Below are 19966 nucleotides of genomic sequence, written 5' to 3' on the forward strand. Positions count from 1 at the left end.
GAGGTCAGCGAAGGCCTGAAATACGTCCTTCTTTAAGCTGTAAATGATGCTGCACACACAATGGCAACTCCTGCGGATAATGGGTAACGTAAATGATACTAACAGGCGTGGCAGCGCAAATACTATCTATCAGCTGCTTAAAGTTTTCCTGCTGTTCATCATCCAATCCCTGGCAAGGTTCATCTAATATCAGCAGGGGCGGGGCCTTTACCAGTGCGCGGGCCAGCAGGCAAAGCCGTTGCGCCCCGGCCGGCATCAGCTTAAATAAATTTGTTGCGTGTGCATTTATGCCCAGCAGCTGCATCCATTGCCGGGCCGTTGCGGTACGGCTGGCCTGAGCCGGGCGATAGAGGCCCAGCGTATCATAAAATCCGGATTCTATTACCTGCAGACAGCTTTGGTCGGTGGGGAAATACTGGTATAACTCGGGCGAAATAAAACCTATGTTCTTCTTGATATCCCAAATGCTCTCGCCCGAACCGCGTTTGCGCCCAAACAAGGTAATATCATTGGCATAAGCCTGCGGATTATCCCCGTTACTTAAACTAAGTAAGGTGGATTTACCGGAACCGTTAGGCCCGGTAAGCGACCACCGTTCGCCCGGCAATACCGTCCAGTTGATATTTTGCAGCACCCGGATGTTATTGTAGGTTACATTAATACCATGCATTTCTACCAGCGTACGGTGATTATAATGCGTAAACTGCTGGTAAAACAACTGCTTAACGCTTTCGGGCGCCGCAGTGGAAATAGCCGGGTGCTGCACTGGCGGCAGTAAATGTTTTTCGGTTGCAACAATTGTGCCGTTGCCTGCCAGGGCTACATGCGTTATCATATCGGGCAGTTGATGCAGGGAACCACTCATGACCAGGGTAATGCCTGATGCCGCAATTTCGGTGAACAGGCAATTAAATTCATTGCGGCTGGCGGCATCCAGGCCGGTGAGCGGACCGTCCAGCAGCAACAGTTGAGGGTTTTTCAGCAAAGCGGCGGCAATAAGCACACGCCGGGTTTCGCCGTTAGAGAGCTGTATCAGGCTCCGGTTAAGCAATGGCCGCAGCCGCAGTTTTTCCGCTACCAGATCCATAGTCCAGCAAAGCTGCGTTATTCCACTGTTATGACTTACAATTTTGTTCAGGTACGCATTAACCGAAGGGGCGGCATTAGCATCAAAGGAATTGTAACGCTGCTGGTAGTAAAAAGACGTGGTGTTGGAGCTGTCCCGAAACTGGTGCCTGAGATTAATCAGCGCGATAGGTAATGGCCTGCCTTCTGAATAATTTTCAGGCGTATCATCAAAATAATAATGAATGGAACCGCCGTTTAAAGGCCGCTTACCTGCGATGATTTGCAATAAAGCAGTTTTACCCGAACCCGAAGGGCCTGCCACTGCCCAATGCTGGCCCTTGTATAGCTGAAGATTTAATTCGTTAAAAACAGTATGGCCACTGTATTTTAAATAACCATGCCGTATATCCGCTATCAGATTGCTCATGCTGTTAAGATGCGCAATATAATAATCAGGTATTAATTTTTGCGGGTTTTAACGCTCTGCAACATTAGGCAGTATGCTTAAAAGTAGTTCCCTGCTGGTTAATGTCTATATCAGGCTTGTTTTTTCGGTTCCACTGCTCCATGTCCACAATAGAACTGCTTACTTCATTAGCGCAGCTTTTGTTCGGGCACTTTACTTTCCAATCTTTTTTGGTTTGTTCAATCACTGGCCTGCGTCCACACTTGATGCAATTCTCACACACAATTGCAGGCTGAATCTCGTAAGTCATATATAGTCTATCTCGGCGGTTATCAGATAAAAAAATAATCTGGGTTTTGTAACATAACTCAAGTGTACATACGATAAAAAATAAAATTGGTTACAGTTAACCGGGATTATATATTGGTACTACAAATTTACGAAATAGGAAGTGCTTTAGATTACTGTGTACGCTTAAATACTGTAGTAAATCCCAAAGTGCTGTTTTTCAGGGTTCGATATAGATAAATCAGTGTGAAAGTATTAATTCTTGCGCTGTCGCATAAAATGTAAACTTTGATTGCCTTGCGGATGTTAAACCTTAAATAAACTTACCGCTATGAATAAACAAAACAGCTGGATTGCATTTGGAGGAGGACTGGCAGGGGCCTTGGTGCTTACCGCCATACATCAATATACCAAAGAGAAAGACGAAGACGCCCCCCGGATGGATCTGTTAGGAATGGAAGCCTTAACTAAACTGCTGAAAAAGAATGATGCACCCGTACCTGATGAGCACAACCTGTATTACCTGACAATGGCGGGCGATATTCTTAGCAATGCGGTGTTTTATAGCGCCGCGGGTTTAGGGGCTGAAAAAACCCTGCTTAAGGCAACAGCCCTGGGGCTGGCTGCCGGTGCCGGTGCGGTGTATTTACCCAAACCTGCGGGCCTTAACGAAAAGCACAGTACCCGTACACCTGAAACCAAAGCGCTGGCTGTACTCTATTATCTGGCAGGCGGTATTGCCGCAGGCGCCAGTATGAAACTCTTGCGGCGGATAGGGAAGAAGTCTGTTAAGGATAAGGTGCTGGCCGGAGGGTGATAATTATCTTATAAAGAAATATTTATAGTAAACAAATTAACTGCAATCAAGTTAATAGCTATTATTTACAAATATCTATGGAAAACAAACATTGCCATTTGAACAGAATAAAGCCGGTACCAGGTGCCGCAAACATTTCGCTTAAAAATTTGAAGTTGGTTACTGTTGCCGGTATAGCAGCGGTGGCATTTACTTTTACTGCCTGCAAGGGTGGTAGTTCTGCTTCTTCGTCAGACAGTACCTCAGCCGCTACCACAACTGCCGCTGCAACGGATTCGGCTTCGGGTGGTGGTAAAATTGCCGATATTAAACCTAAAGGCGCCGCACCGCAATGGGGCCCGGATATTAAGCCGCAGATGGCTGCTGTAATAGAAAAGCTGGGCAGCTTTGGAGACAAGCCTATACCCCAGCTTACCGCCGTTGAAGCACGTAAAAACCACACCGCTGCTGATGCGGCAATGGGTGTAATGCAGGATAACAAAATTCCGATGCCGGATTTAAAGGTGGATACCATGGATAAGCAGATACCGGTAAACGGCGGTAATATTTTGCTGAAAGTATATACGCCGCAGGGCGCTACAGGCAATTTGCCGGTTATTGTGTATTATCACGGCGGTGGTTTTGTTATTGCCAACGTAAACGTATATGATTCGGCTCCGCGAGTTTTAGCACACGGCGTAAATGCGGTGGTGGTATCTGTAGCTTACCGTTTGGCTCCAGAAAACAAATTTCCAACGGCACACAACGATGCGTATGCGGCTTACGAGTGGGTAACCAAAAATGCAGCCTCTATAAAAGGCGATCCGAACATGATTGCTGTGGCAGGTGAGAGTGCTGGCGGTAACCTGGCGGTGGCTACTGCTATTGCCGCACGCGATAAAAAGATCAAAACGCCTTCGGCTATCATCAGTGTATATCCTATAGCGCAGATTGATATGAACAATAAGTCCTACACACAATACCAGAGTGCAAAGCCGCTGGATAAGCCAATGATGATGTGGTTTACCAAAAATTATGTGAATACGATGGCCGATGCTAAAGATCCGCGTATCAATCTGGTAGCTGCCAACCTGAAAGGCCTGCCTCCGGTAACCATCATTAATGCAGAGCTTGATCCTTTACAGGATGACGGTAAATTGCTGGAGCAGCAGTTAAAAGCTGCCGGTGTAACGGTAGACCGTAAGGTTTACGATGGCGTAACCCATGAGTTTTTCGGCATGGGTGCAGTAGTGCCGCAGGCAAAAGATGCTAATGATTATGCTGTAAGTCAGTTAAAATCTGCCTTCGATAAATAATTTATCCACATTTATAAAAATAAAGCCGCTTATTGAAAACATAAGCGGCTTTATTTTTTTTATATGTTTTTACATCATATTTAACAAACACACTATGAAAAAATTAACGCTGCCTGTTTTAGCAATGGCATTAATGCTGCTAAGCAGCTGTTCTGCCATTGAGGGTATTTTTAAAGCCGGATTTGTAACTGCTATTATTGCTGTGGTAGTGGTTATCGGCCTTATCATCTGGATTGTATCTATGTTCAACCGCAAGTAATTGAAACGGCTTACTTAACTCAAAACAATCAATTAACTTATATCATACCGCAATGAACAACGCAAGTCATACCGTAGAAGTACTTAACGATTTAGTAAATATCAATAATGACCGTATAAACGGTTATGAGAAGGCTACTAAAAAGATTGGTGATGGCCATGAAGATTTAAAAGCCATTTTCACCCGCATCATCGGCGAGAGCCACCACAATAAAATGGCCCTGGGTACTGAAATTCAGACGTTCAGAAAAGATATTGAAGATACCAATACCACCAGTGGTGATTTGCACCGTACCTGGTTAAGTGTAAAGGCGTTCTTTACCAGCGATAACGAAAAAAGTGTGCTTGAAGAATGTGAAACCGGGGAGGATGCCATTAAAAAAGCGTACACCACTGCCATTGAAGATGAAGAACTGCCGGCTTACGTTAAGGATATTTTATCTGAGCAGCAGCAAAAGATTCTGGCTTCTCATAATGAGATCAAAGCCCTGCGCGACGCTGCCTAACTTTTGCAACGTCTACAAAAAAAGCATCCGAAAAACGGATGCTTTTTTTATGGGGTAAACTGTAGCTTTTTAACTTGCCAGCTACGCTGGTCTTCCCAGTCGCCGCCGGTATATAAGAGTTTGATTGCCCAGTTGGCAGTTACTTGCTTACCGTTTGTTTCCTGCGATTTTACAGAAGACCGGAGTTGATATATCTGATGTTCGGTATCAACATCGGCCTGTTGCGCTTTATGCGGAAATACAGCGGTTTGCGGCAGTTTAAGCCGTTGCTGTACAAACTGCTTAGCCACTGCATAAGCCTCATCGGCAGTGGGGTTACGGTTAACATGCACTGTGCGGTTGGTTAATGTCTTATATACTACCACCAATAAAAGCAGCAGAAATAAACCAAAAAATATACTGGCAATGCGAACGGGCGGACGATGACGTAACTTCACCTGCCGCTTTTCGTCATTAGTTAATAATTTCCAGTCTGAATATTTCATAGTTTTATAGATTTGCAGGTACAAACAACTCAATAGTACAATTGTCTAATTAATAACGATAAAAATAAAATCTGCAATGAAAAAAATATTCGGCCTCATCCTTACCGGCGCTGCTGCTTTTAGCCTACAGTCATGCAGCGGCGATCATGCTGCCACCGGGGGAGTTGACTCTGTGAGAAATATCCCTAATTATGATGTGCGTGCCAAGGTAATTGATACTTCGGCAATGACTACCCAAACCGGTAGCGCTTCTATGGTTGAAGATGCAGGTTCGGGCGGAACCACCATTGTTAAAGATACTGCTAAACACACTTATTATACCGGTAAACCCGCAGCAGCGGCTGCCCCTGTGGCCACTGCCGATACCGCAAAAGCTAAAAAAGACTCTACTGCTAAAAAATAAACAGCAATCGCTACAAAACATAAAAGCCCCGGAAGTTGATTCCGGGGCTTTTATGTTAAAAGGAATGATATTACATTTTTTTGGTAGTATCAGCCATTTTAGAAGTGTCAGCTTTCATGGCAGAAGTATCAGTGCTCATTTTAGCAGAGGTATCAGTGCTCATAGTTGAACTTGAAGAAGAATCAGTAGTAGCAGTTGAATCAGAACCTGATGCTGAACCAGAACCTTTACAAGCAACCATTGAAGATAAAGCTAAGGCTAATACGCCTAATTTGAATGCATTTTTCATTTTAATATTTTTTTAAAAGGTGATTAATTACCCTTTAATACTTCAATGTTAAAAAGGTAACCCGCCTTTTTTATAATAATTGGTAAAAAAGAGTAAATATTTTCTAACTAATTTAAAATCAGTGCTTTGTAGTTGTCTTTTTTACGGTGCTGGTTTTAATAACGGATTTTTTAATGGTATCTACGCCATCAGGGGTAAATGCGGTATCAGTTTTAACAACCGTAGTATCCTTTCTGGTAGAATCAGAATGGGCTGCACTGTCTTCAGGGGCAGCGCTGGTTGTTTGGGTAGAGTCGCCACCGTTTTTTCCTTTATCCCCGTTTCCACAGGCAGACAGGGCAATCATTACGCTCAGTACCGCTACGGCAGTTTTAAATGTTTTTTTCATGATTTTAAACTTTTAGTGTTTAGATTTAATACCTGTTATAAAAAAAGGTAACCCTTAACCGGGGTTACCTTTATAAAATGACCAATAGCGTATAATTACATTTTTTTGGTAGTATCGGCCATTTTAGAAGTGTCGATCTTTCCTGAGTCTGCCTTTGTAGTTGAATCAACAGCGGTAGTAGTGGTTGTAGTTACAGAGGAGTCGGTTTTAACGTTTGTAGTATCAGTTGATGATGTTTTACCATTACCTGAGCAGGAAGCGAAAGCAGCAGCGATAACAGCAACAGCGGCAAATTTTGTAAGTGATTTCATGTTTGTATCTGATTTGAATTTCTCTTTTAATACCTGCATCGTCGAAAAGTAACCCGGCTAAATTTTAATTGGATGAAAATTTTTTTTTGTCAGTTATGGGTTACAATTTCGCATAAATTGTATTAAGTAGTGAGTAAACCGGTAAATAAGTCTGTACCAACGGATAGCGAAGCCATCCTCGGGATATTAAACAACTCGGAACAAATGCTGAAGCGTTTGTATGCCGCCTATTTCCCAATGATATTGCAGCTGGTGCTGAATAACAACGGTTCGCAGGATGATGCCAAGGATATTTATCAGGAAGCGATCATTGTTCTTTACAATAAGGTAAAAGCCGGTAATTTTGAACTGAGCAGTAAGCTGAAAACCTTTATTTACTCGGTTTGCCGCCGGTTATGGTTAAAACGCTTAACTTATAACAGCCGTTATGCCACCAGTGATATTAAGGATTACCAGGAGTATTTGCCGGTAGAGGAGGAGGTGGATGACCATGCCGAACGCAGCCTGCAGTTTGATAAAATGCAGGTAGCTATGGAACAGCTGGGAGAACCCTGCCGTACCATTATTGACGATTTTTATATACAGAACAAATCAATGGCGGAGATTTGTGAACGCTTTGGATATACCAACGCTGATAACGCCAAAACGCAGAAGTACAAATGCCTGCAACGGCTGAAGAAGTTATTTTTTCAGCAGTAAAATGAGGACTGAACACATGAGTAATAATTTGTTAATTGAGCTTACCGACCGCTACCTGAACGGTGAACTTACCCCGGCCGAGCGCCTGGAGTTTGAAAAGCTGCGCCTGGAAAATGCGGAGGTTAACAGCAGGATTGATGAGCACATAAAGTTTACCAGCCTGTTGAAAGGTTATGGCGAGCAGCAAGCGCTTAAACATCAGTTACAAACGCTGCACCACCAGCTGGATGTTGACCAGATGGCACAGGATGCTGTTGAAAAGCCGGTTTGGATTGTGCAGTTATGGCGTAACCACCATTCAAAAATTTCGGTTGCTGCATCTGTAGCTGTGTTTGTCATCTTTTCCACACTGTTTTTTAGCGGCTATTTTGCCGGTAAAAGCGGCAACGGTTATGTAGAAATGAAACTTGATGGAATTGATAAAATAAAGCAACAGGTAAAGCTTCAGGGAAATCAAATCAACAGTATTAAAAACGATATCATTGCGGCCCGGCCTCGTGTTATGGGCCCCGGGAGGTTTAGCGGAACCGGCTTTGCCTTATCTGCCAATGGTTATCTGGTCACCAATTACCACGTGGTAAACGGCGGCGACTCTGTGTATGTACAAAATGCGGCCGGCGAGTCTTATCATACCAAACTGGTTTATACGGATGCCAAGTACGATGTAGCCATTCTGAAAATAGATGACCCTGCCTTTAGGGCGTTGGCGCCATTGCCTTACAATTTTAAGAGATCAAAAACTGATTTGGGCGAAAATGTATTTACCGCAGGTTACCCCGGCGATTCATTGGTTTGTGGCAGGGGTTATTTAGCTTCTGCAGCCGGCTTGCGCGGCGATACGCTGATGTATGAAATCTCTGCACCTGTTAATCATGGCAACAGCGGCGGCCCGCTTTGGGATTGTACCGGCAATATCATCGGCATTATCCGCGGCCGCGGGGCAGAACTGGAAGGTGCGGCTTTTGCCGTTAAATCAAAATATCTTTTAAAGGCCATTGAAAGCATACCTGCTGATTCGTTAAACAGCACTAAGCTGGCTGTAAACACAACCAGGAGCACCATGAACGGCTTAACCTGGCCGCAGCAGATCAAAAAGATGCGTAACTACGTGTTTATGGTGAAAGTTTATAATTGATTTTTTATTGTAATCAACCCTCTACATATAGTTCTATTAAAATTGCCTCTGTTTACAGGGGCTTTTTTTGTGCGGTAGCTCAACTGGATACTGATAAGAAGAAGGGCACAGAGTGTAAAATGAGCTGGTTGTATGCAACAGGCAACAGCAGATTTTTATACTTTATGTTCTTTACAGCTCTTTTCTCATCAGCAAGTCTGTTTGCAGATCAGTACCCAGCAAAAAATCATGCTGGCCAAACAAGTTGAAGCCTATTCGCTGGTAAAAGCGGATAGCATTAACGTTATGCTCCCATACGCCAAGCCAGGCGTAAAGGCAACGCCGGGCAACCGCCTGCGCTATGGCGAAATTGATAAGCTGCCCGCCAATGCCTATGTTCTGAAAGTTTTTGTCAACATAAATACGGGCAATCTCCATTCCTGTTGCTTCTTTCAGTTCGGATTGCGCATCGCCAAAATTCAGTTTAAGGTAAGCCGCCGGTTGCCCGTGTACTTCAGCAAAGTAAAAATACGATTCAGGGCAATTAATTTCGGTCAGCAGGTTGGCCTGATTGTACACTTTGCTGATGTAATGCTGCACATCCTTCACCTCATTTGAATCTGCAAATGCATCATAAAATGTGCTGCTGCTCAATTTAACCAGTGCGGCAATATCTGCCACGGTAACCGGCCTGATGGTGGGCTTGGCTGTCATTCCTCAAATTGACCTTGTAATTTTTCCAGTTTGTTTAATAATTCCGCTATTCTATTGTTCTCGCGTTCAATCAGCTTCTTTTTAAGGTAGAAGAGCACAAATGCCAGATACACAAGCCAGCCGGTATAAAAGTCAACCATAAATACTGTTGAATTATGGCTTGTGAATTCATTACTATACAACATTAAACCAATGCTAACCGCCAAAGCATAGTAATAATAGAAGCGGCCGTTCATTAACGCCCGCCGTTTTTTATACAGCTTTAAGTGGCTGATGTAGGCAGCCGGGTCCATAGTGGCATCCAGTGTGCTGATGGTTTTATAGTCGCCCATTTGCATTACAATCACAATAGCAAAGCTAATGATCCATACACCCAAACCTACATAAGTTAAGGTATGGTGGATAGGCATAAACAGTGCTACCAACACAATGAGGGTTAGCGATGCGCCTACGGCAACCAATCCCAAAAGCGTTTTGTTCTTTAGCTTGTTTACACCCTTTTTTACCTGTTTTAGTACATCCTCCACAGAAAGCTTTACCAGTTTGGGCTGTTCCTGCCAAACCGAAAGCAGGTCATTAAAGTCTTTCATAGTGGTTATATAAATCGGTTAGTTTTTGTTTAATACGGTAAATTTTCACCCTCAGGTTCCCTTCTGATATGCCTGATATTTCAGCAATTTCAGGATAGGGCACTTCATCCATCACCATCGTAATAATAATCCTTTCTGATTCTTCCAGTTTAGAGATACACTTGTATAGCAGGGCTACCTGTTCATTCTTTTCCGATACTTCCTCGCGCTGCACTTCGGCCAGTTGAGGTGTCAGTTCTTCTTTGGCCTGTCGCTTTTCGCTGCGCAGGTAGGTAAGGCAGGTGTTTACGGCAATACGGTAAATCCAGGTAGAGAGCATGGCCTGGTTTCTGAACTTGTCCAGGTTTTGCCAAACTTTTAAAAAAGTTTCCTGCAGCAGGTCGTTGGCCGCATCTTCATCTCCGGCGTAACCATAGCACAGGCGATAAATTTTCTTTGAATTAGCTTCAAATATTTGCCTGAAGGCATCATCTTTAGCAGCCACGGTTCAGTTGATTTGATATACAGGTTTGATACCGGTTCACAGTATTTGTTACACTAAAAGTTGTTTTTGTTAAACCAGCTCAACTGCTGGTCGGCAGCCGTTAGCAGCGAGTTAAACTCATCCTGATAGTCAGACTGCAAATCCTCAGGCAGCTTTTGTAAAACAGCAGCCATCTTTTGTACCTGGCGTATAAAGATGGTTCTTAATGGTTTGTAAGCCGTGCGCCGGTCTGCATGTTCAAGGTACTGGTCGCAAAAATAAATCAGCAGCTCCAGTTCCACGGTTTTTGAGCCCGAGAACTTGCTGTATTTGTTGGCCAGCTTTATAATTTTGCGCAGGGCCTTTGCTGCATGGTAGGCATGTAAAGGCAACTGGGTGAACAGTGCCTTGCTTTCTTCCTTAGCTTTCTCAAGAAATGCCTGTTCGTCATGCGCCTCAAACAGCAGGTAGGCCAGCAGTTCTTTGTTCTCCTTCTTGTAACGGGCCAGCCTGATGCACAGGTCGGCAACCTGAGCGCTGCTTAAGTGCTGTAATTCCTTTTTTATATGCTGCAGGCCATAAGTGCTCTGGCTCATCCGTCAATCAATTTTTGCAGCAAAGTAGTAAATTGTTGTAGCTTTAGCGTTTCACACCTATAAAATGACCAGGAATAAACTTACCATTTACATTTTTATAGCACTTATTGCCGGTATTTTGGCCGGGTACATCTACAACATTACGGTTATCAACCCCTATAATCAAAAGATGGCAGTTGCCGATGCTGCGGTTAAAAAAGCAGATTTACAGCTATTAACTATTAAGGACACTGCCAGCGCCAGTTACCAATCCTTAAAAACCTACCGCACAGCGCAGGTAAAGGTGAGAAAGGAAAATGACACCCTGCGGGAGGACAAGCTGGAGGGTTTTAGCATACTGAGTGATATTTTCTTGCGGCTGATAAAAATGATTGTGGCCCCGCTGGTGTTTACTACGCTGGTGGTTGGGGTAGCTAAGGTAGGCGATATTAAAGCCGTTGGCCGCATTGGCGGCAAAACCATGCTGTGGTTTGTAAGCGCCACACTCGTATCCTTACTGCTGGGTATGCTGCTGGTCAACTTTTTCAGGCCCGGCGAAACCATGCACCTTACCCTGCCCGACAGCCACCTGGGTACCGACATTAAGAAGACTGCCTTATCGCTGCGCGATTTTGTGAGCCATGTGTTCCCTAAAAGCTTTATAGAGGCGATGGCCAATAATGAGATATTGCAGATTGTGGTGTTTTCGTTATTTTTTGGCGTAGCCACCGCTGCCATTGGCGAGCAGGGGCAAATTGTAATTAAGGCGATGGATGCCATTGCCCACGTAATATTAAAAGTAACCGGCTACGTAATGCAACTGGCACCGCTGGCCGTGTTTGGGGCCATTACCGCTATTGTAGCCAAGCAGGGGTTGGGCATACTTTCTACCTATGCCATATTTATTGGTGAGTTTTACTTCTCATTGCTGGTGTTGTGGCTGATCATTGTATTGGCTGGTTTTGCGGTGCTTAAAGGCCGCGCGTTCCGTTTAGTCAATAACATAAAGGATGCCATGCTGATCGCCTTTAGTACCTCTACCAGTGAGGCGGCTTACCCGCGGGTGCTGATGGAGCTGGAACGTTTTGGCTGTAATAATAAGATTGTAAGCTTTGTGCTGCCGCTGGGTTACTCTTTCAACCTGGATGGCTCGATGATGTACATGACCTTCGCCTCACTGTTCCTCGCACAATCCTACGGCATTCACCTGAGTTTTCAGCAGCAGTTGTCTATGCTGCTGATACTGATGCTCACCAGCAAAGGCGTTGCCGGTGTGCCCCGCGCATCACTGGTGGTTATAGCCGGAACCATCGCTATGTTCAACATTCCGGAAGCCGGTTTGACGCTGTTGATCGGTATTGACCCGCTGCTGGACATGGGCCGCTCGGCCACCAACGTACTGGGCAATGCCATGGCTACCGCCGTAGTGAGCAAGTGGGAAGGGGAGCTGAAGCCAATGAATGATTGAGGGAATGATAGAATGAATGATTGGTAGTAAATTATTAGAATGAGTGAGTAGTTGAAGGGAAAGCAGATTAATGTGATAGTGCGATGAATGTTTGCGGTTACCTTCAGTTACAAATTAAATTATCTTTGCTGCAAAATATTTTATTTGTCATAGCGAGGTACGAAGCAATCTTATAGTTATACTTTTTCGCCCTGTATACGACGAGATTGCTTCGTACCTCGCAATGATAAAGGGTTTCAAATTAATTACTCCATATGACCGACCGCGGTAAACGTATATTCATCATCCTTACTATTGCTGTACCTTTTCTGCTATACTGCGTATACTATTACAGCATGATGATTGGCAATGCACCTTATAAATTTTCCGAATTTAAGTCGATACAATTCCGGTATGGTACTGGCGACACCTTGCTGAACCAGTATAACTCTGTAACCGGCGAATACCAGTACCTGAATAACCGCGACTCGCTGATTAGAACAAAAGCGGTGTTGAACAGGGATGATTTGCTGTACCTGCACCGCAAAGCGGCGGATTTGGGCTTCTGGAATTTCCCGAAGGATGAAACCGGCGATACCGTTGCTGTGCAGGGCCGAAAGGTGCCCCGCTATTATATACAGTTCAATTATCAGCGTAAAAGCAAAACGGTGCAGTACGAACCTACGTTTAACGGCGATGAAAAGCTGAAGGACGCGAACCAGCAATTGATTAAGGAGATACAAAAAACGCTGGATGCTGCCGAATCAAGGGCAGGAAAATAACAGGGCTGTTGTTTATCAATTATTTTATCTATATCTTTGCACCTCAAAATTTTAACAACATAATTATTTACAAACAATGTACGCAATAGTAGATATAGCCGGACAGCAATTTAAAGTTGCAAAAGACCAGTATCTTTTTGTACACCGCTTACAAGGAGATGAGGGCGCTAGTATTGAATTTGACAAAGTATTATTGGCTGAGAACGAAGGTAACTTCAAATTAGGCGCTGACTTAGGCGGCGCTAAAGTTTCTGCCAAAATCCTGTCTCATGTAAAAGGTGATAAAGTGCTGATCTTCAAAAAGAAAAGAAGAAAAGGCTACAAAAAGAAAAATGGTCACCGCCAGCAATTCACCAAAATTGAGATCACTGGTATCACATTATAATTAAGGTTAAACGCTGAAGCCTTAACCGGCTTTACTAAAACAGTATAACAACATGGCACACAAAAAAGGTGCGGGTAGTTCCAGAAACGGCCGCGAATCGCATAGCAAACGTTTAGGTATTAAAATATTTGGTGGTCAGCCTGCTATTGCCGGTAACATCATCGTTCGCCAGCGTGGCACACGCCACAACCCTGGCCAGAATGTGGGTATCGGCCGCGATCATACATTATTTGCATTGATCGACGGACAGGTAGTATTCCGCAAAAAGATGGATAACCGTTCTTATGTATCGGTATTGCCTTACGAAACTGCATCAGTAGCACAGGAAGTAGCGCCCGAAGTAATTTCACAAACAGAATCAGTAGCTAAAACGCCAACCAACGGTACAGCCATTGCTGCCCCTGTGATTGAAGAAGCGCCTGCTACCGAAACTGCCACTGACAGCGAAGAAGTAGTAGCTTAAGTTCTTAAGCTTATTGTATAAAAGGCCTGCATTGTGATGATGCAGGCCTTTTTATGTTCTTTTGAAGTTTTAAACAACGCGAAACCCAACATTTGTCATTTCGACCGTAGGGAGAAATCTTCTTCTGGCGACTGTCATTTAGCAGAAGATTTCTCCCTACGGTCGAAATGACGTGGGAGAAATAATCAGATTACTTATGTAATAACTTTCAATTCTCCCTTACCATCAAACTATCCGCAAAATCGCGCAGGTACTGTTTCCGTTCATCAGAAAGCTGGATTTTACTTAACGCTTCAAAGGCTTCGTCTGTACATTGCTGCATCGCTTGTTCAGCGTGGGCTTTAATGTTAAGGTCATTATAAATGCGGGTTACCGCATTTACTTTTTCTGCATTCGCGAAATCACCGGCATTCAGCCAGTAATTTAGTTGGTTGGCTTGCTTATCCTGCGCCAGTTCCAGCGCCTTAATCAGCAGATATGTTTTTTTGTTGGCAATAATGTCGCCGCCTACCTGCTTGCCAAACTTTTCAGGGTTGCCGTATACATCCAAAATATCGTCCTGCAGTTGAAAAGCTACGCCTAAACGTTCGCCAAACTGGCAAAGCAATTCGGCATCCTGTTCTGAAGCGCCGCCAATCAGCGCACCAATTTTTAAGGCACAGCCTAAAAGCACGGCAGTTTTAAGGCGTATCATGTTCAGGTATTCCTCGTTACTTACATGAATGGTCTGCTCAAAATTCATGTCAAACTGCTGCCCCTCACACACACCTACCGCTGTATTGCTGAAGATATTAAGCACCGGGCGCAGCAGGTGGTCGTCTACCTGCATCATCAGCTTGTAGGCTTCCACCAGCATCACATCGCCGGAAAGAATGGCAATGTTCTGATTCCACTTTTCGTGCACCGTAGCTTTTCCGCGACGTAGCGGGGCCTTGTCCATAATGTCATCATGCACCAATGAAAAATTGTGAAATACTTCTATAGCCAACGCCGGCTGAACGGCCTGGCCGGCATCGCCGCCAAACAATTCGCAGGCCATCAGCAGCAATACCGGCCGCATGCGCTTGCCGCCGATGGACATGATGTAAGTAATAGGTTCGTATAATTCAACAGGCTGCAATGGAAAATCAAGACGGGCAACCGCTTCATTAATCAGAATTTGAAAATCTTTTACCGTATTCATAAATAGCAACAGATGATTATGCGGGAATGAAGTTTAGCGTTCCTGCATTGACACGCTGTCTAAGATGTAATTTAAGTTTTTGTCATTGCGAGGTACGAAGCAATCCCGTTGCGTACAGGGTGGATATACACAGCTACAGAATTGCTTCATTCCCCGCAATGACACTGGTTTATTTAACAATTGTTAAGTAGTTATTAAAGAGAAATCAATCTGCTTTTTGGTTAAATCTACACTTTTAACTTTAATCTGCACTTCGTCGCCCAACTGGTACACCTTCTTTTTACGCTGGCCGATGATGGCATAGTTCTTCTCATCCAGTGTGTAAAAATCATCGGCAATATCGCGCAGGCGTATCATACCTTCACAGTTGTTTTCAATGATCTGTACATACATGCCCCATTCAGTAACCCCGGAAATTACGCCGGTATATACGGTGCCAACATGGTCTTTCAGGTACTCGGCCTGCTTGTATTTCACCGAAGCACGCTCAGCATCGGCTGCCTTCTTTTCCTTTTCGGAGCAGTGCTTGCTCAGCACCTCATAATGTTCGGCGTTGGCCGACTGGCCGTCCTCCAGGTAATGCATCAGCAGGCGGTGCACCATTACATCGGGGTAACGGCGTATGGGAGAGGTGAAGTGGGTATAATGATCGAACGCCAAACCGTAATGGCTGCTGCTCTTGGTGGTATAAATTGCCTTCGCCATAGAGCGGATAGCCAGGTGGGTGAGCACGTTCTGCTCTTTCTTACCCTCCACATCTGCCATTAAATGGTTGAGTGATTTGGCTATAGAGCGGTCGTTCTTCATGTTGATATGATAGCCGAACCGTGCGGCAAATTGCGCAAAGTTACCCAGCGTTTCGGGGTTGGGTGCATCATGCGCGCGGTATACAAAGGTGTACTTCTTTTTGCCCTTGCCTTTTTTGCTGATAAACTCGGCCACCTTGCGGTTGGCCAGCAGCATAAAATCCTCAATCAGTTTGTGGGCATCCTTACGTTCCTTTACAAATACGCCTATAGGTTTACCCTGCTCATCCAGCTTAAACTTTACCTCGGTACTTTCAAAGCTGATGGCGCCGTTCTTGAATTTGCGGTCGCGCAGTTTGTAGGCCAGTTCGTTCAGCTTTTCAATTTCATTTAAAAAATAGCCTGCTTTGGTTTCTATCACCTCCTGCACTTCTTCATAAGTAAAGCGGCGGTTAGAGTGGATAATGGTTTTGCCAAACCATTCATCAATAATATGGGCTTCATCATCCAGTTCAAACACGGCGGCAAAGCACAGCTTATCTTCGTTAGGGCGCAGTGAGCATAAGCCGTTCGACAAGCGCTCGGGCAGCATAGGTATCACGCGGTCTACCAGGTAAACAGAGGTGGCCCGGTCATACGCTTCCTTATCCAAAGCCGAGTCGGGTATGATGTAGTGCGATACGTCGGCAATGTGAACACCTACTTCATAGTGGCCGTTGTCTAATATTTTGAAAGATAAGGCATCGTCAAAGTCTTTGGCATCATAGGGGTCGATGGTAAAGGTGGTTACCTCCCTGAAATCGCGGCGTTTGGCAATCTCCTCTTCAGTAATATCCTCAGAAATAGCTTCTGCCTCAAGCTCTACTTCAGCCGGGAATTTAAGCGGGAAACCGTACTCTGCCAGGATGGCGTTCATCTCGGTATCATTCTCGCCCTGTACTCCTAAAATATTCTTGATACGGCCAATCGGGTTTTTGGCATCCGCAGGCCAGTCGGTAATTTCGGCTACCGCCTTTACGCCGTTTTTGGCGCCGCTGAGTTCGGTAAGCGGGATAAAGATGTCATGCAGCATCTTCCGGTCGTCGGGAACGAAGAAGGCAAAACGGTCTGACAGTTTCACTATACCCGTAAACTCCATTTTGGCCCGCTTGATAATTTCAATTACCTCGCCTTCCTTGCGCCTTCCTTTGCTCTTTTCGTAAACGTAAATTTTTACGCGGTCGCCGTTGAGGGCATTGCGCAGTTTTCGGGGTGCAACAAAAATATCGCTTTCGGCTTCATCATCAGTAACAATAAAGGCGGAGCCGTCAGTGGTCATGTCCACGCGGCCTTCTACAAAGGTCTTTTGTTCGTGCAACTCGTACTTACCACGGGTTATTTCCTTTAAAGTGCCCTTCTTGCTTTCTTCTTTTAGTATCTCGTCAATAATACTTCTCGATTCCTTGTCGCTGATGTTTAATTTGGCCGAAACCTGCATGTAATTCAGCGCTTCGTTCGCTTGCTGCCCGAACACGCCGAGCACCAGTTGCGAAAGTACCTGCTTGAAGGATTGATTGCTGTTTTTCTTTTTAGACATAGGTAGATTATCTGTGGCTAATATACGCAACACATCTCAATCCGGCGCTTTATGGGCGTTAGGGTTGTAAGATTGCGCAGGGCCTACAGGGTATAACCCGGAATAGCGGCAATCAGTTTTTTGGTATAGTCTTTTTGAGGCCGGTAATAAATATCATTAGGCGTGCCGCTCTCTACAATGCTGCCCTGGTTCAGCACCATCACGCGGTCGGAGATGTGCTTGATGACCGACAGATCGTGTGAGATAAAGATGTAGGTCAGGTTAAATTCCTGCTGCAATTCCTTCAGCAGGTTGAGTACCTGCGCCTGTACCGACACATCAAGCGCTGAGACCGATTCATCGCACACAATAAACTCCGGCTGCATCACCAGCGCCCTGGCGATTACTATACGTTGCCGCTGCCCGCCCGAAAACTCGTGCGGATAACGGTTAAAATGCTCGGGCAGCAGGTTTACCCGCTCCATTATCTCAATTACTTTTTGCCGGCGCAGGGTGTCATTGTTATACAACCGGTGTACCTGTAAGGGTTCCGTTAATGCCCGGCCAACGGTAATGCGCGGGTTAAGGGAGGAGTAGGGATCCTGGAAAATGAGCTGCATATACCGCCGCCTTTCCCGCAAGGCATCGGGCTTTAGTTGCAGCAGATTGGTGCCCTTATAAAAAACACTGCCCGAGGTAGGCTCGATCAGCCGCAATACGCTGCGCCCTAAAGTGCTTTTCCCGCTGCCCGATTCGCCCACCAGTCCTAACGTTTCACCGGGGTACACCTCAAAGCTAACGTTGTTTACGGCCTTGATGTAGTCTTTGGTTTTACCGAATAGCCCTTTGCGTACCGGGTACCAGGTGCATAAATCCTTTACTTGCAACAGGGGGGGGTGCAGATATAATTCCTCACTGCGCCGGGCTTGTTCACCAGGTGTATACTCATGTTTTTTAATAACTTCCTTAATATCTGCTTCGCCGTTGCTATCCGCCGAATAAAAATCGGCCACCACCGGCAATGTTTTAAGGCTGATGGCAGGAGAGGGGCGGCAGGCCAGCAACCCTTTGGTATAGGGCTGCTGCGGGTGCCGAAGCAGGTTTGCTACGGTGTGTTCTTCAATGCATTCGCCTTTCAGCATCACCATTACGCGGTCGGCAATCTGGCTGATCACGCCGATGTCGTGAGAGATGAAGATCATACTCATATTGCGTTCGGCCTTTAGCCTGATGAGCAGTTCGATAATGGTCTTTTGTACGGTTACATCCAGGGCGGTGGTGGGTTCGTCGGCAATCAGCAGCTTGGGGTTGCAGGCCAGGGCGATGGCAATCATCACCCGCTGCTTTTGCCCGCCCGAAAGCTCATTAGGATAGCTGTTAAACATCGCTTCGGGCCGGGGCAGTTGTACTTCCTTGAAAAGGTCGATTACCGCTTGCTTCTCGTCTTTCTTGGATAATTTACGGTGGATATGCAGCACTTCCTGCACCTGGTAACCGCAGGTAAGCACCGGATTAAGCGAGGTCATGGGCTCCTGAAAAATCATGGCGATGCGGTTGCCGCGTATGGCCTGCATCTGTTTTTCGGTAAGCTGTGTCAGCTCCTGCCCGTCAAAGCGGATGCTGCCTTCAATCAGCGTACTGGCCGGGTTATGCAGGCGCATCAAGGCCAGCGAGGTAACGGATTTGCCGGAGCCCGATTCGCCAACGATACCTAAGGTTTCGCCTTTGTTAAGGTTAAAAGACAGGCGCTTAACCGCATGATACCGGCCTTCGGCAGCTACAAAGCTTACGTTAAGGTCTTTTACCTGCAGCATTTATACAGAAAAAGTGCTCACGTCTTCTTCAGGCAGTAATTCCATTCCTTTAAAACGCCTGAGCACCTGGGCAGTAGTGACTACATCTTTCTGGCAATAAGTACAGATACGGTTTAAATCATCCTGCACCCAGTATACTTCGGCTACCATGCTGCCATCAATATCATCCTTAGGTGTAGGGATACCAAAGATGGCGGCCAATAGATTAAGTGAGGTGTAATTTTTAAAATCGCCGCATTTCCAAAGCTCCATGGTATCCAGGTGAGATACCTCCCAGGGCTTTTTACCGCAAATATCCAATGGGGACGGTAAAGGAATGCCGTTAACCAGCATACGCCTGCAGATGTACGGAAAATCAAACTCTTTGCCATTATGGCCGCATAGGGTAAGTGTCTGGCCTTCCTTTATTAATTTAGCTGCACATTTCTGCAGCATTTCGCCAAACTTAAGCAGCATCGAACGTTCATCTTTAGAAGCGTAAGATGTTACCCTGAACTTGTCTTCTTTGGTATGCATACCGGCGGATATGCAGATGATCTTGCCAAACTCGGCCTGAATGCCCGCGCATTTATAAAACTCGGCAGGCGTTTCATCAGGTGGCCGCTGCTTTTTGGTTTTATCGTCCCACAACTTTTGCATTAATAGCGGCACCTCATCAAAACTGCGGTACTGCGGTACCGTTTCGATGTCGAGCACCATTACATTAGGCAAATTAATATTTTCCAGCATCGCAAATTGTATACCCGATAAAAGTATTAAAATTATTTAACCTGAAGTAAAATTGTGGAAAAACAAGGGGATGTGGAAAGCGGCAGTTTGTAAGCTATAGGCTTCAGCAGCATATCAGCATGAGGTTTTGTAGCGGCTTACTGCATATTGTATGTTTCGGCGTTTAGGTATAAAGCTAACCTTAGATATATTT

At 45.2% G+C, this 19966-nt stretch carries 25 protein-coding genes; 12 read left to right on the forward strand and 13 right to left on the reverse strand.

Features of this window, described 5'->3' with window-relative positions:
- Window positions 1-4 precede the first annotated feature (4 nt).
- Together ACY652_RS15015 and ACY652_RS15020 are read right to left on the reverse strand one after the other, a co-directional pair.
- Complete coding sequence (locus tag ACY652_RS15015; protein ID WP_462265201.1) at window positions 5-1495, reverse strand: ATP-binding cassette domain-containing protein; 1491 nt, start codon at window positions 1493-1495, stop codon at window positions 5-7.
- A gap of 64 nt (window positions 1496-1559) precedes the next feature.
- Complete coding sequence (locus tag ACY652_RS15020; RefSeq protein WP_462265202.1) at window positions 1560-1784, reverse strand: hypothetical protein; 225 nt, start codon at window positions 1782-1784, stop codon at window positions 1560-1562.
- Window positions 1785-2093: 309 nt separating this feature from the next.
- On the opposite strand from ACY652_RS15020, the gene ACY652_RS15025 reads away from it, so the two are divergent.
- The 4 genes from ACY652_RS15025 to ACY652_RS15040 all read left to right on the forward strand — a co-directional run bounded on the left by ACY652_RS15025 (window position 2094) and on the right by ACY652_RS15040 (window position 4638).
- Entirely contained in the window at window positions 2094-2579 is a 486-nt protein-coding gene (locus ACY652_RS15025; RefSeq protein ID WP_462265203.1) for a hypothetical protein, read from the forward strand.
- A 77-nt stretch (window positions 2580-2656) separates the two neighbouring features.
- Window positions 2657-3874 (forward strand): alpha/beta hydrolase, encoded by a 1218-nt coding sequence (locus tag ACY652_RS15030; RefSeq protein ID WP_462265204.1) that lies wholly within the window; start codon window positions 2657-2659, stop codon window positions 3872-3874.
- 94 nt (window positions 3875-3968) lie between these two features.
- Window positions 3969-4133, forward strand: a complete 165-nt coding sequence (locus ACY652_RS15035) for a hypothetical protein (protein ID WP_462265205.1) — start codon at window positions 3969-3971, stop codon at window positions 4131-4133.
- 52 nt (window positions 4134-4185) lie between these two features.
- Window positions 4186-4638: a PA2169 family four-helix-bundle protein gene (locus ACY652_RS15040; RefSeq protein ID WP_462265206.1), complete on the forward strand. Its 453-nt coding sequence runs from the start codon at window positions 4186-4188 to the stop codon at window positions 4636-4638.
- A gap of 47 nt (window positions 4639-4685) precedes the next feature.
- Here the strand turns inward: ACY652_RS15040 and ACY652_RS15045 are convergent, their stop codons facing one another.
- The gene (locus ACY652_RS15045; protein WP_462265207.1) at window positions 4686-5123 is read right to left on the reverse strand and encodes a hypothetical protein; all 438 of its coding nucleotides are present in this window, start codon (window positions 5121-5123) and stop codon (window positions 4686-4688) included.
- A 76-nt stretch (window positions 5124-5199) separates the two neighbouring features.
- Between ACY652_RS15045 and ACY652_RS15050 the strand changes: the two genes are divergently transcribed.
- Window positions 5200-5526, forward strand: a complete 327-nt coding sequence (locus ACY652_RS15050; RefSeq protein ID WP_462265208.1) for a hypothetical protein — start codon at window positions 5200-5202, stop codon at window positions 5524-5526.
- 116 nt (window positions 5527-5642) lie between these two features.
- Window positions 5643-5831, forward strand: a complete 189-nt coding sequence (locus tag ACY652_RS15055; protein WP_462265209.1) for a hypothetical protein — start codon at window positions 5643-5645, stop codon at window positions 5829-5831.
- A gap of 102 nt (window positions 5832-5933) precedes the next feature.
- On the opposite strand, the gene ACY652_RS15060 is transcribed toward ACY652_RS15055, so the two are convergent.
- Together ACY652_RS15060 and ACY652_RS15065 are read right to left on the reverse strand one after the other, a co-directional pair.
- Window positions 5934-6203 carry a hypothetical protein gene (locus ACY652_RS15060; RefSeq protein ID WP_462265210.1) on the reverse strand — a complete coding sequence of 90 codons (270 nt, stop codon included), beginning with the start codon at window positions 6201-6203 and terminating at the stop codon, window positions 5934-5936.
- A gap of 95 nt (window positions 6204-6298) precedes the next feature.
- Window positions 6299-6514 carry a hypothetical protein gene (locus ACY652_RS15065; RefSeq protein ID WP_462265211.1) on the reverse strand — a complete coding sequence of 72 codons (216 nt, stop codon included), beginning with the start codon at window positions 6512-6514 and terminating at the stop codon, window positions 6299-6301.
- Between the two features lie 129 nt (window positions 6515-6643).
- On the opposite strand from ACY652_RS15065, the gene ACY652_RS15070 reads away from it, so the two are divergent.
- Together ACY652_RS15070 and ACY652_RS15075 are read left to right on the forward strand one after the other, a co-directional pair.
- Window positions 6644-7213 (forward strand): RNA polymerase sigma factor, encoded by a 570-nt coding sequence (locus ACY652_RS15070; RefSeq protein ID WP_462265212.1) that lies wholly within the window; start codon window positions 6644-6646, stop codon window positions 7211-7213.
- Window positions 7214-7229: 16 nt separating this feature from the next.
- Window positions 7230-8348, forward strand: a complete 1119-nt coding sequence (locus ACY652_RS15075; protein WP_462265213.1) for a S1C family serine protease — start codon at window positions 7230-7232, stop codon at window positions 8346-8348.
- Between the two features lie 171 nt (window positions 8349-8519).
- Here the strand turns inward: ACY652_RS15075 and ACY652_RS15080 are convergent, their stop codons facing one another.
- From ACY652_RS15080 to ACY652_RS15095, 4 genes are read right to left on the reverse strand one after another with little or no spacing between them, the layout of a single operon-like run.
- Window positions 8520-9041 (reverse strand): GNAT family N-acetyltransferase, encoded by a 522-nt coding sequence (locus ACY652_RS15080; protein WP_462265214.1) that lies wholly within the window; start codon window positions 9039-9041, stop codon window positions 8520-8522.
- On the reverse strand, window positions 9038-9631 hold the full coding sequence (locus tag ACY652_RS15085) for a hypothetical protein (RefSeq protein ID WP_462265215.1): 594 nt from the start codon (window positions 9629-9631) through the stop codon (window positions 9038-9040). The genes ACY652_RS15080 and ACY652_RS15085 overlap by 4 nt, the downstream gene beginning before the upstream one ends.
- Entirely contained in the window at window positions 9618-10115 is a 498-nt protein-coding gene (locus ACY652_RS15090; RefSeq protein WP_462265216.1) for an RNA polymerase sigma factor, read from the reverse strand. The genes ACY652_RS15085 and ACY652_RS15090 overlap by 14 nt, the downstream gene beginning before the upstream one ends.
- A 53-nt stretch (window positions 10116-10168) precedes the next feature.
- Window positions 10169-10690 (reverse strand): hypothetical protein, encoded by a 522-nt coding sequence (locus ACY652_RS15095; protein ID WP_462265217.1) that lies wholly within the window; start codon window positions 10688-10690, stop codon window positions 10169-10171.
- Window positions 10691-10754: 64 nt separating this feature from the next.
- Here ACY652_RS15095 and ACY652_RS15100 point away from each other — a divergent pair, with 64 nt between their 5' ends.
- The 4 genes from ACY652_RS15100 (at window position 10755) to rpmA (ending at window position 13746) form a co-directional block, all read left to right on the forward strand.
- Complete coding sequence (locus tag ACY652_RS15100; protein WP_462265218.1) at window positions 10755-12137, forward strand: dicarboxylate/amino acid:cation symporter; 1383 nt, start codon at window positions 10755-10757, stop codon at window positions 12135-12137.
- A 254-nt stretch (window positions 12138-12391) separates the two neighbouring features.
- Window positions 12392-12898 (forward strand): hypothetical protein, encoded by a 507-nt coding sequence (locus ACY652_RS15105; RefSeq protein WP_462265219.1) that lies wholly within the window; start codon window positions 12392-12394, stop codon window positions 12896-12898.
- Between the two features lie 76 nt (window positions 12899-12974).
- Window positions 12975-13283 carry a 50S ribosomal protein L21 gene (gene rplU / locus ACY652_RS15110; RefSeq protein ID WP_462265220.1) on the forward strand — a complete coding sequence of 103 codons (309 nt, stop codon included), beginning with the start codon at window positions 12975-12977 and terminating at the stop codon, window positions 13281-13283.
- 52 nt (window positions 13284-13335) lie between these two features.
- Window positions 13336-13746, forward strand: coding sequence for a 50S ribosomal protein L27 (rpmA, locus tag ACY652_RS15115; RefSeq protein WP_462265221.1), 411 nt, complete (start codon window positions 13336-13338; stop codon window positions 13744-13746).
- 208 nt (window positions 13747-13954) lie between these two features.
- On the opposite strand, the gene ACY652_RS15120 is transcribed toward rpmA, so the two are convergent.
- The 4 genes from ACY652_RS15120 to ACY652_RS15135 form a co-directional block, all read right to left on the reverse strand.
- Entirely contained in the window at window positions 13955-14929 is a 975-nt protein-coding gene (locus tag ACY652_RS15120) for a polyprenyl synthetase family protein (protein WP_462265222.1), read from the reverse strand.
- A 183-nt stretch (window positions 14930-15112) separates the two neighbouring features.
- Window positions 15113-17251, reverse strand: a complete 2139-nt coding sequence (gene rnr, locus ACY652_RS15125) for a ribonuclease R (RefSeq protein ID WP_462265223.1) — start codon at window positions 17249-17251, stop codon at window positions 15113-15115.
- Between the two features lie 83 nt (window positions 17252-17334).
- On the reverse strand, window positions 17335-19044 hold the full coding sequence (locus tag ACY652_RS15130) for an ABC transporter ATP-binding protein (RefSeq protein WP_462265224.1): 1710 nt from the start codon (window positions 19042-19044) through the stop codon (window positions 17335-17337).
- Window positions 19045-19773, reverse strand: coding sequence for a 3'-5' exonuclease (locus ACY652_RS15135; RefSeq protein WP_462265225.1), 729 nt, complete (start codon window positions 19771-19773; stop codon window positions 19045-19047).
- Window positions 19774-19966 lie beyond the last annotated feature (193 nt).

It is taken from the genome of Mucilaginibacter sp., from assembly GCF_965200995.1.
Lineage (GTDB): Bacteria > Bacteroidota > Bacteroidia > Sphingobacteriales > Sphingobacteriaceae > Mucilaginibacter.

Coding starts and splice junctions, on each gene's coding strand:
- ACY652_RS15015 (WP_462265201.1), bottom strand. CDS start 1,495: ATGAGCAATCTGATAGCGGATATACGGCATGGTTATTTAAAATACAGT.
- ACY652_RS15020 (WP_462265202.1), bottom strand. CDS start 1,784: ATGACTTACGAGATTCAGCCTGCAATTGTGTGTGAGAATTGCATCAAG.
- ACY652_RS15025 (WP_462265203.1), top strand. CDS start 2,094: ATGAATAAACAAAACAGCTGGATTGCATTTGGAGGAGGACTGGCAGGG.
- ACY652_RS15030 (WP_462265204.1), top strand. CDS start 2,657: ATGGAAAACAAACATTGCCATTTGAACAGAATAAAGCCGGTACCAGGT.
- ACY652_RS15035 (WP_462265205.1), top strand. CDS start 3,969: ATGAAAAAATTAACGCTGCCTGTTTTAGCAATGGCATTAATGCTGCTA.
- ACY652_RS15040 (WP_462265206.1), top strand. CDS start 4,186: ATGAACAACGCAAGTCATACCGTAGAAGTACTTAACGATTTAGTAAAT.
- ACY652_RS15045 (WP_462265207.1), bottom strand. CDS start 5,123: ATGAAATATTCAGACTGGAAATTATTAACTAATGACGAAAAGCGGCAG.
- ACY652_RS15050 (WP_462265208.1), top strand. CDS start 5,200: ATGAAAAAAATATTCGGCCTCATCCTTACCGGCGCTGCTGCTTTTAGC.
- ACY652_RS15055 (WP_462265209.1), top strand. CDS start 5,643: ATGGCAGAAGTATCAGTGCTCATTTTAGCAGAGGTATCAGTGCTCATA.
- ACY652_RS15060 (WP_462265210.1), bottom strand. CDS start 6,203: ATGAAAAAAACATTTAAAACTGCCGTAGCGGTACTGAGCGTAATGATT.
- ACY652_RS15065 (WP_462265211.1), bottom strand. CDS start 6,514: ATGAAATCACTTACAAAATTTGCCGCTGTTGCTGTTATCGCTGCTGCT.
- ACY652_RS15075 (WP_462265213.1), top strand. CDS start 7,230: ATGAGTAATAATTTGTTAATTGAGCTTACCGACCGCTACCTGAACGGT.
- ACY652_RS15080 (WP_462265214.1), bottom strand. CDS start 9,041: ATGACAGCCAAGCCCACCATCAGGCCGGTTACCGTGGCAGATATTGCC.
- ACY652_RS15085 (WP_462265215.1), bottom strand. CDS start 9,631: ATGAAAGACTTTAATGACCTGCTTTCGGTTTGGCAGGAACAGCCCAAA.
- ACY652_RS15095 (WP_462265217.1), bottom strand. CDS start 10,690: ATGAGCCAGAGCACTTATGGCCTGCAGCATATAAAAAAGGAATTACAG.
- ACY652_RS15100 (WP_462265218.1), top strand. CDS start 10,755: ATGACCAGGAATAAACTTACCATTTACATTTTTATAGCACTTATTGCC.
- ACY652_RS15105 (WP_462265219.1), top strand. CDS start 12,392: ATGACCGACCGCGGTAAACGTATATTCATCATCCTTACTATTGCTGTA.
- rplU (WP_462265220.1), top strand. CDS start 12,975: ATGTACGCAATAGTAGATATAGCCGGACAGCAATTTAAAGTTGCAAAA.
- rpmA (WP_462265221.1), top strand. CDS start 13,336: ATGGCACACAAAAAAGGTGCGGGTAGTTCCAGAAACGGCCGCGAATCG.
- ACY652_RS15120 (WP_462265222.1), bottom strand. CDS start 14,929: ATGAATACGGTAAAAGATTTTCAAATTCTGATTAATGAAGCGGTTGCC.
- rnr (WP_462265223.1), bottom strand. CDS start 17,251: ATGTCTAAAAAGAAAAACAGCAATCAATCCTTCAAGCAGGTACTTTCG.
- ACY652_RS15130 (WP_462265224.1), bottom strand. CDS start 19,044: ATGCTGCAGGTAAAAGACCTTAACGTAAGCTTTGTAGCTGCCGAAGGC.
- ACY652_RS15135 (WP_462265225.1), bottom strand. CDS start 19,773: ATGCTGGAAAATATTAATTTGCCTAATGTAATGGTGCTCGACATCGAA.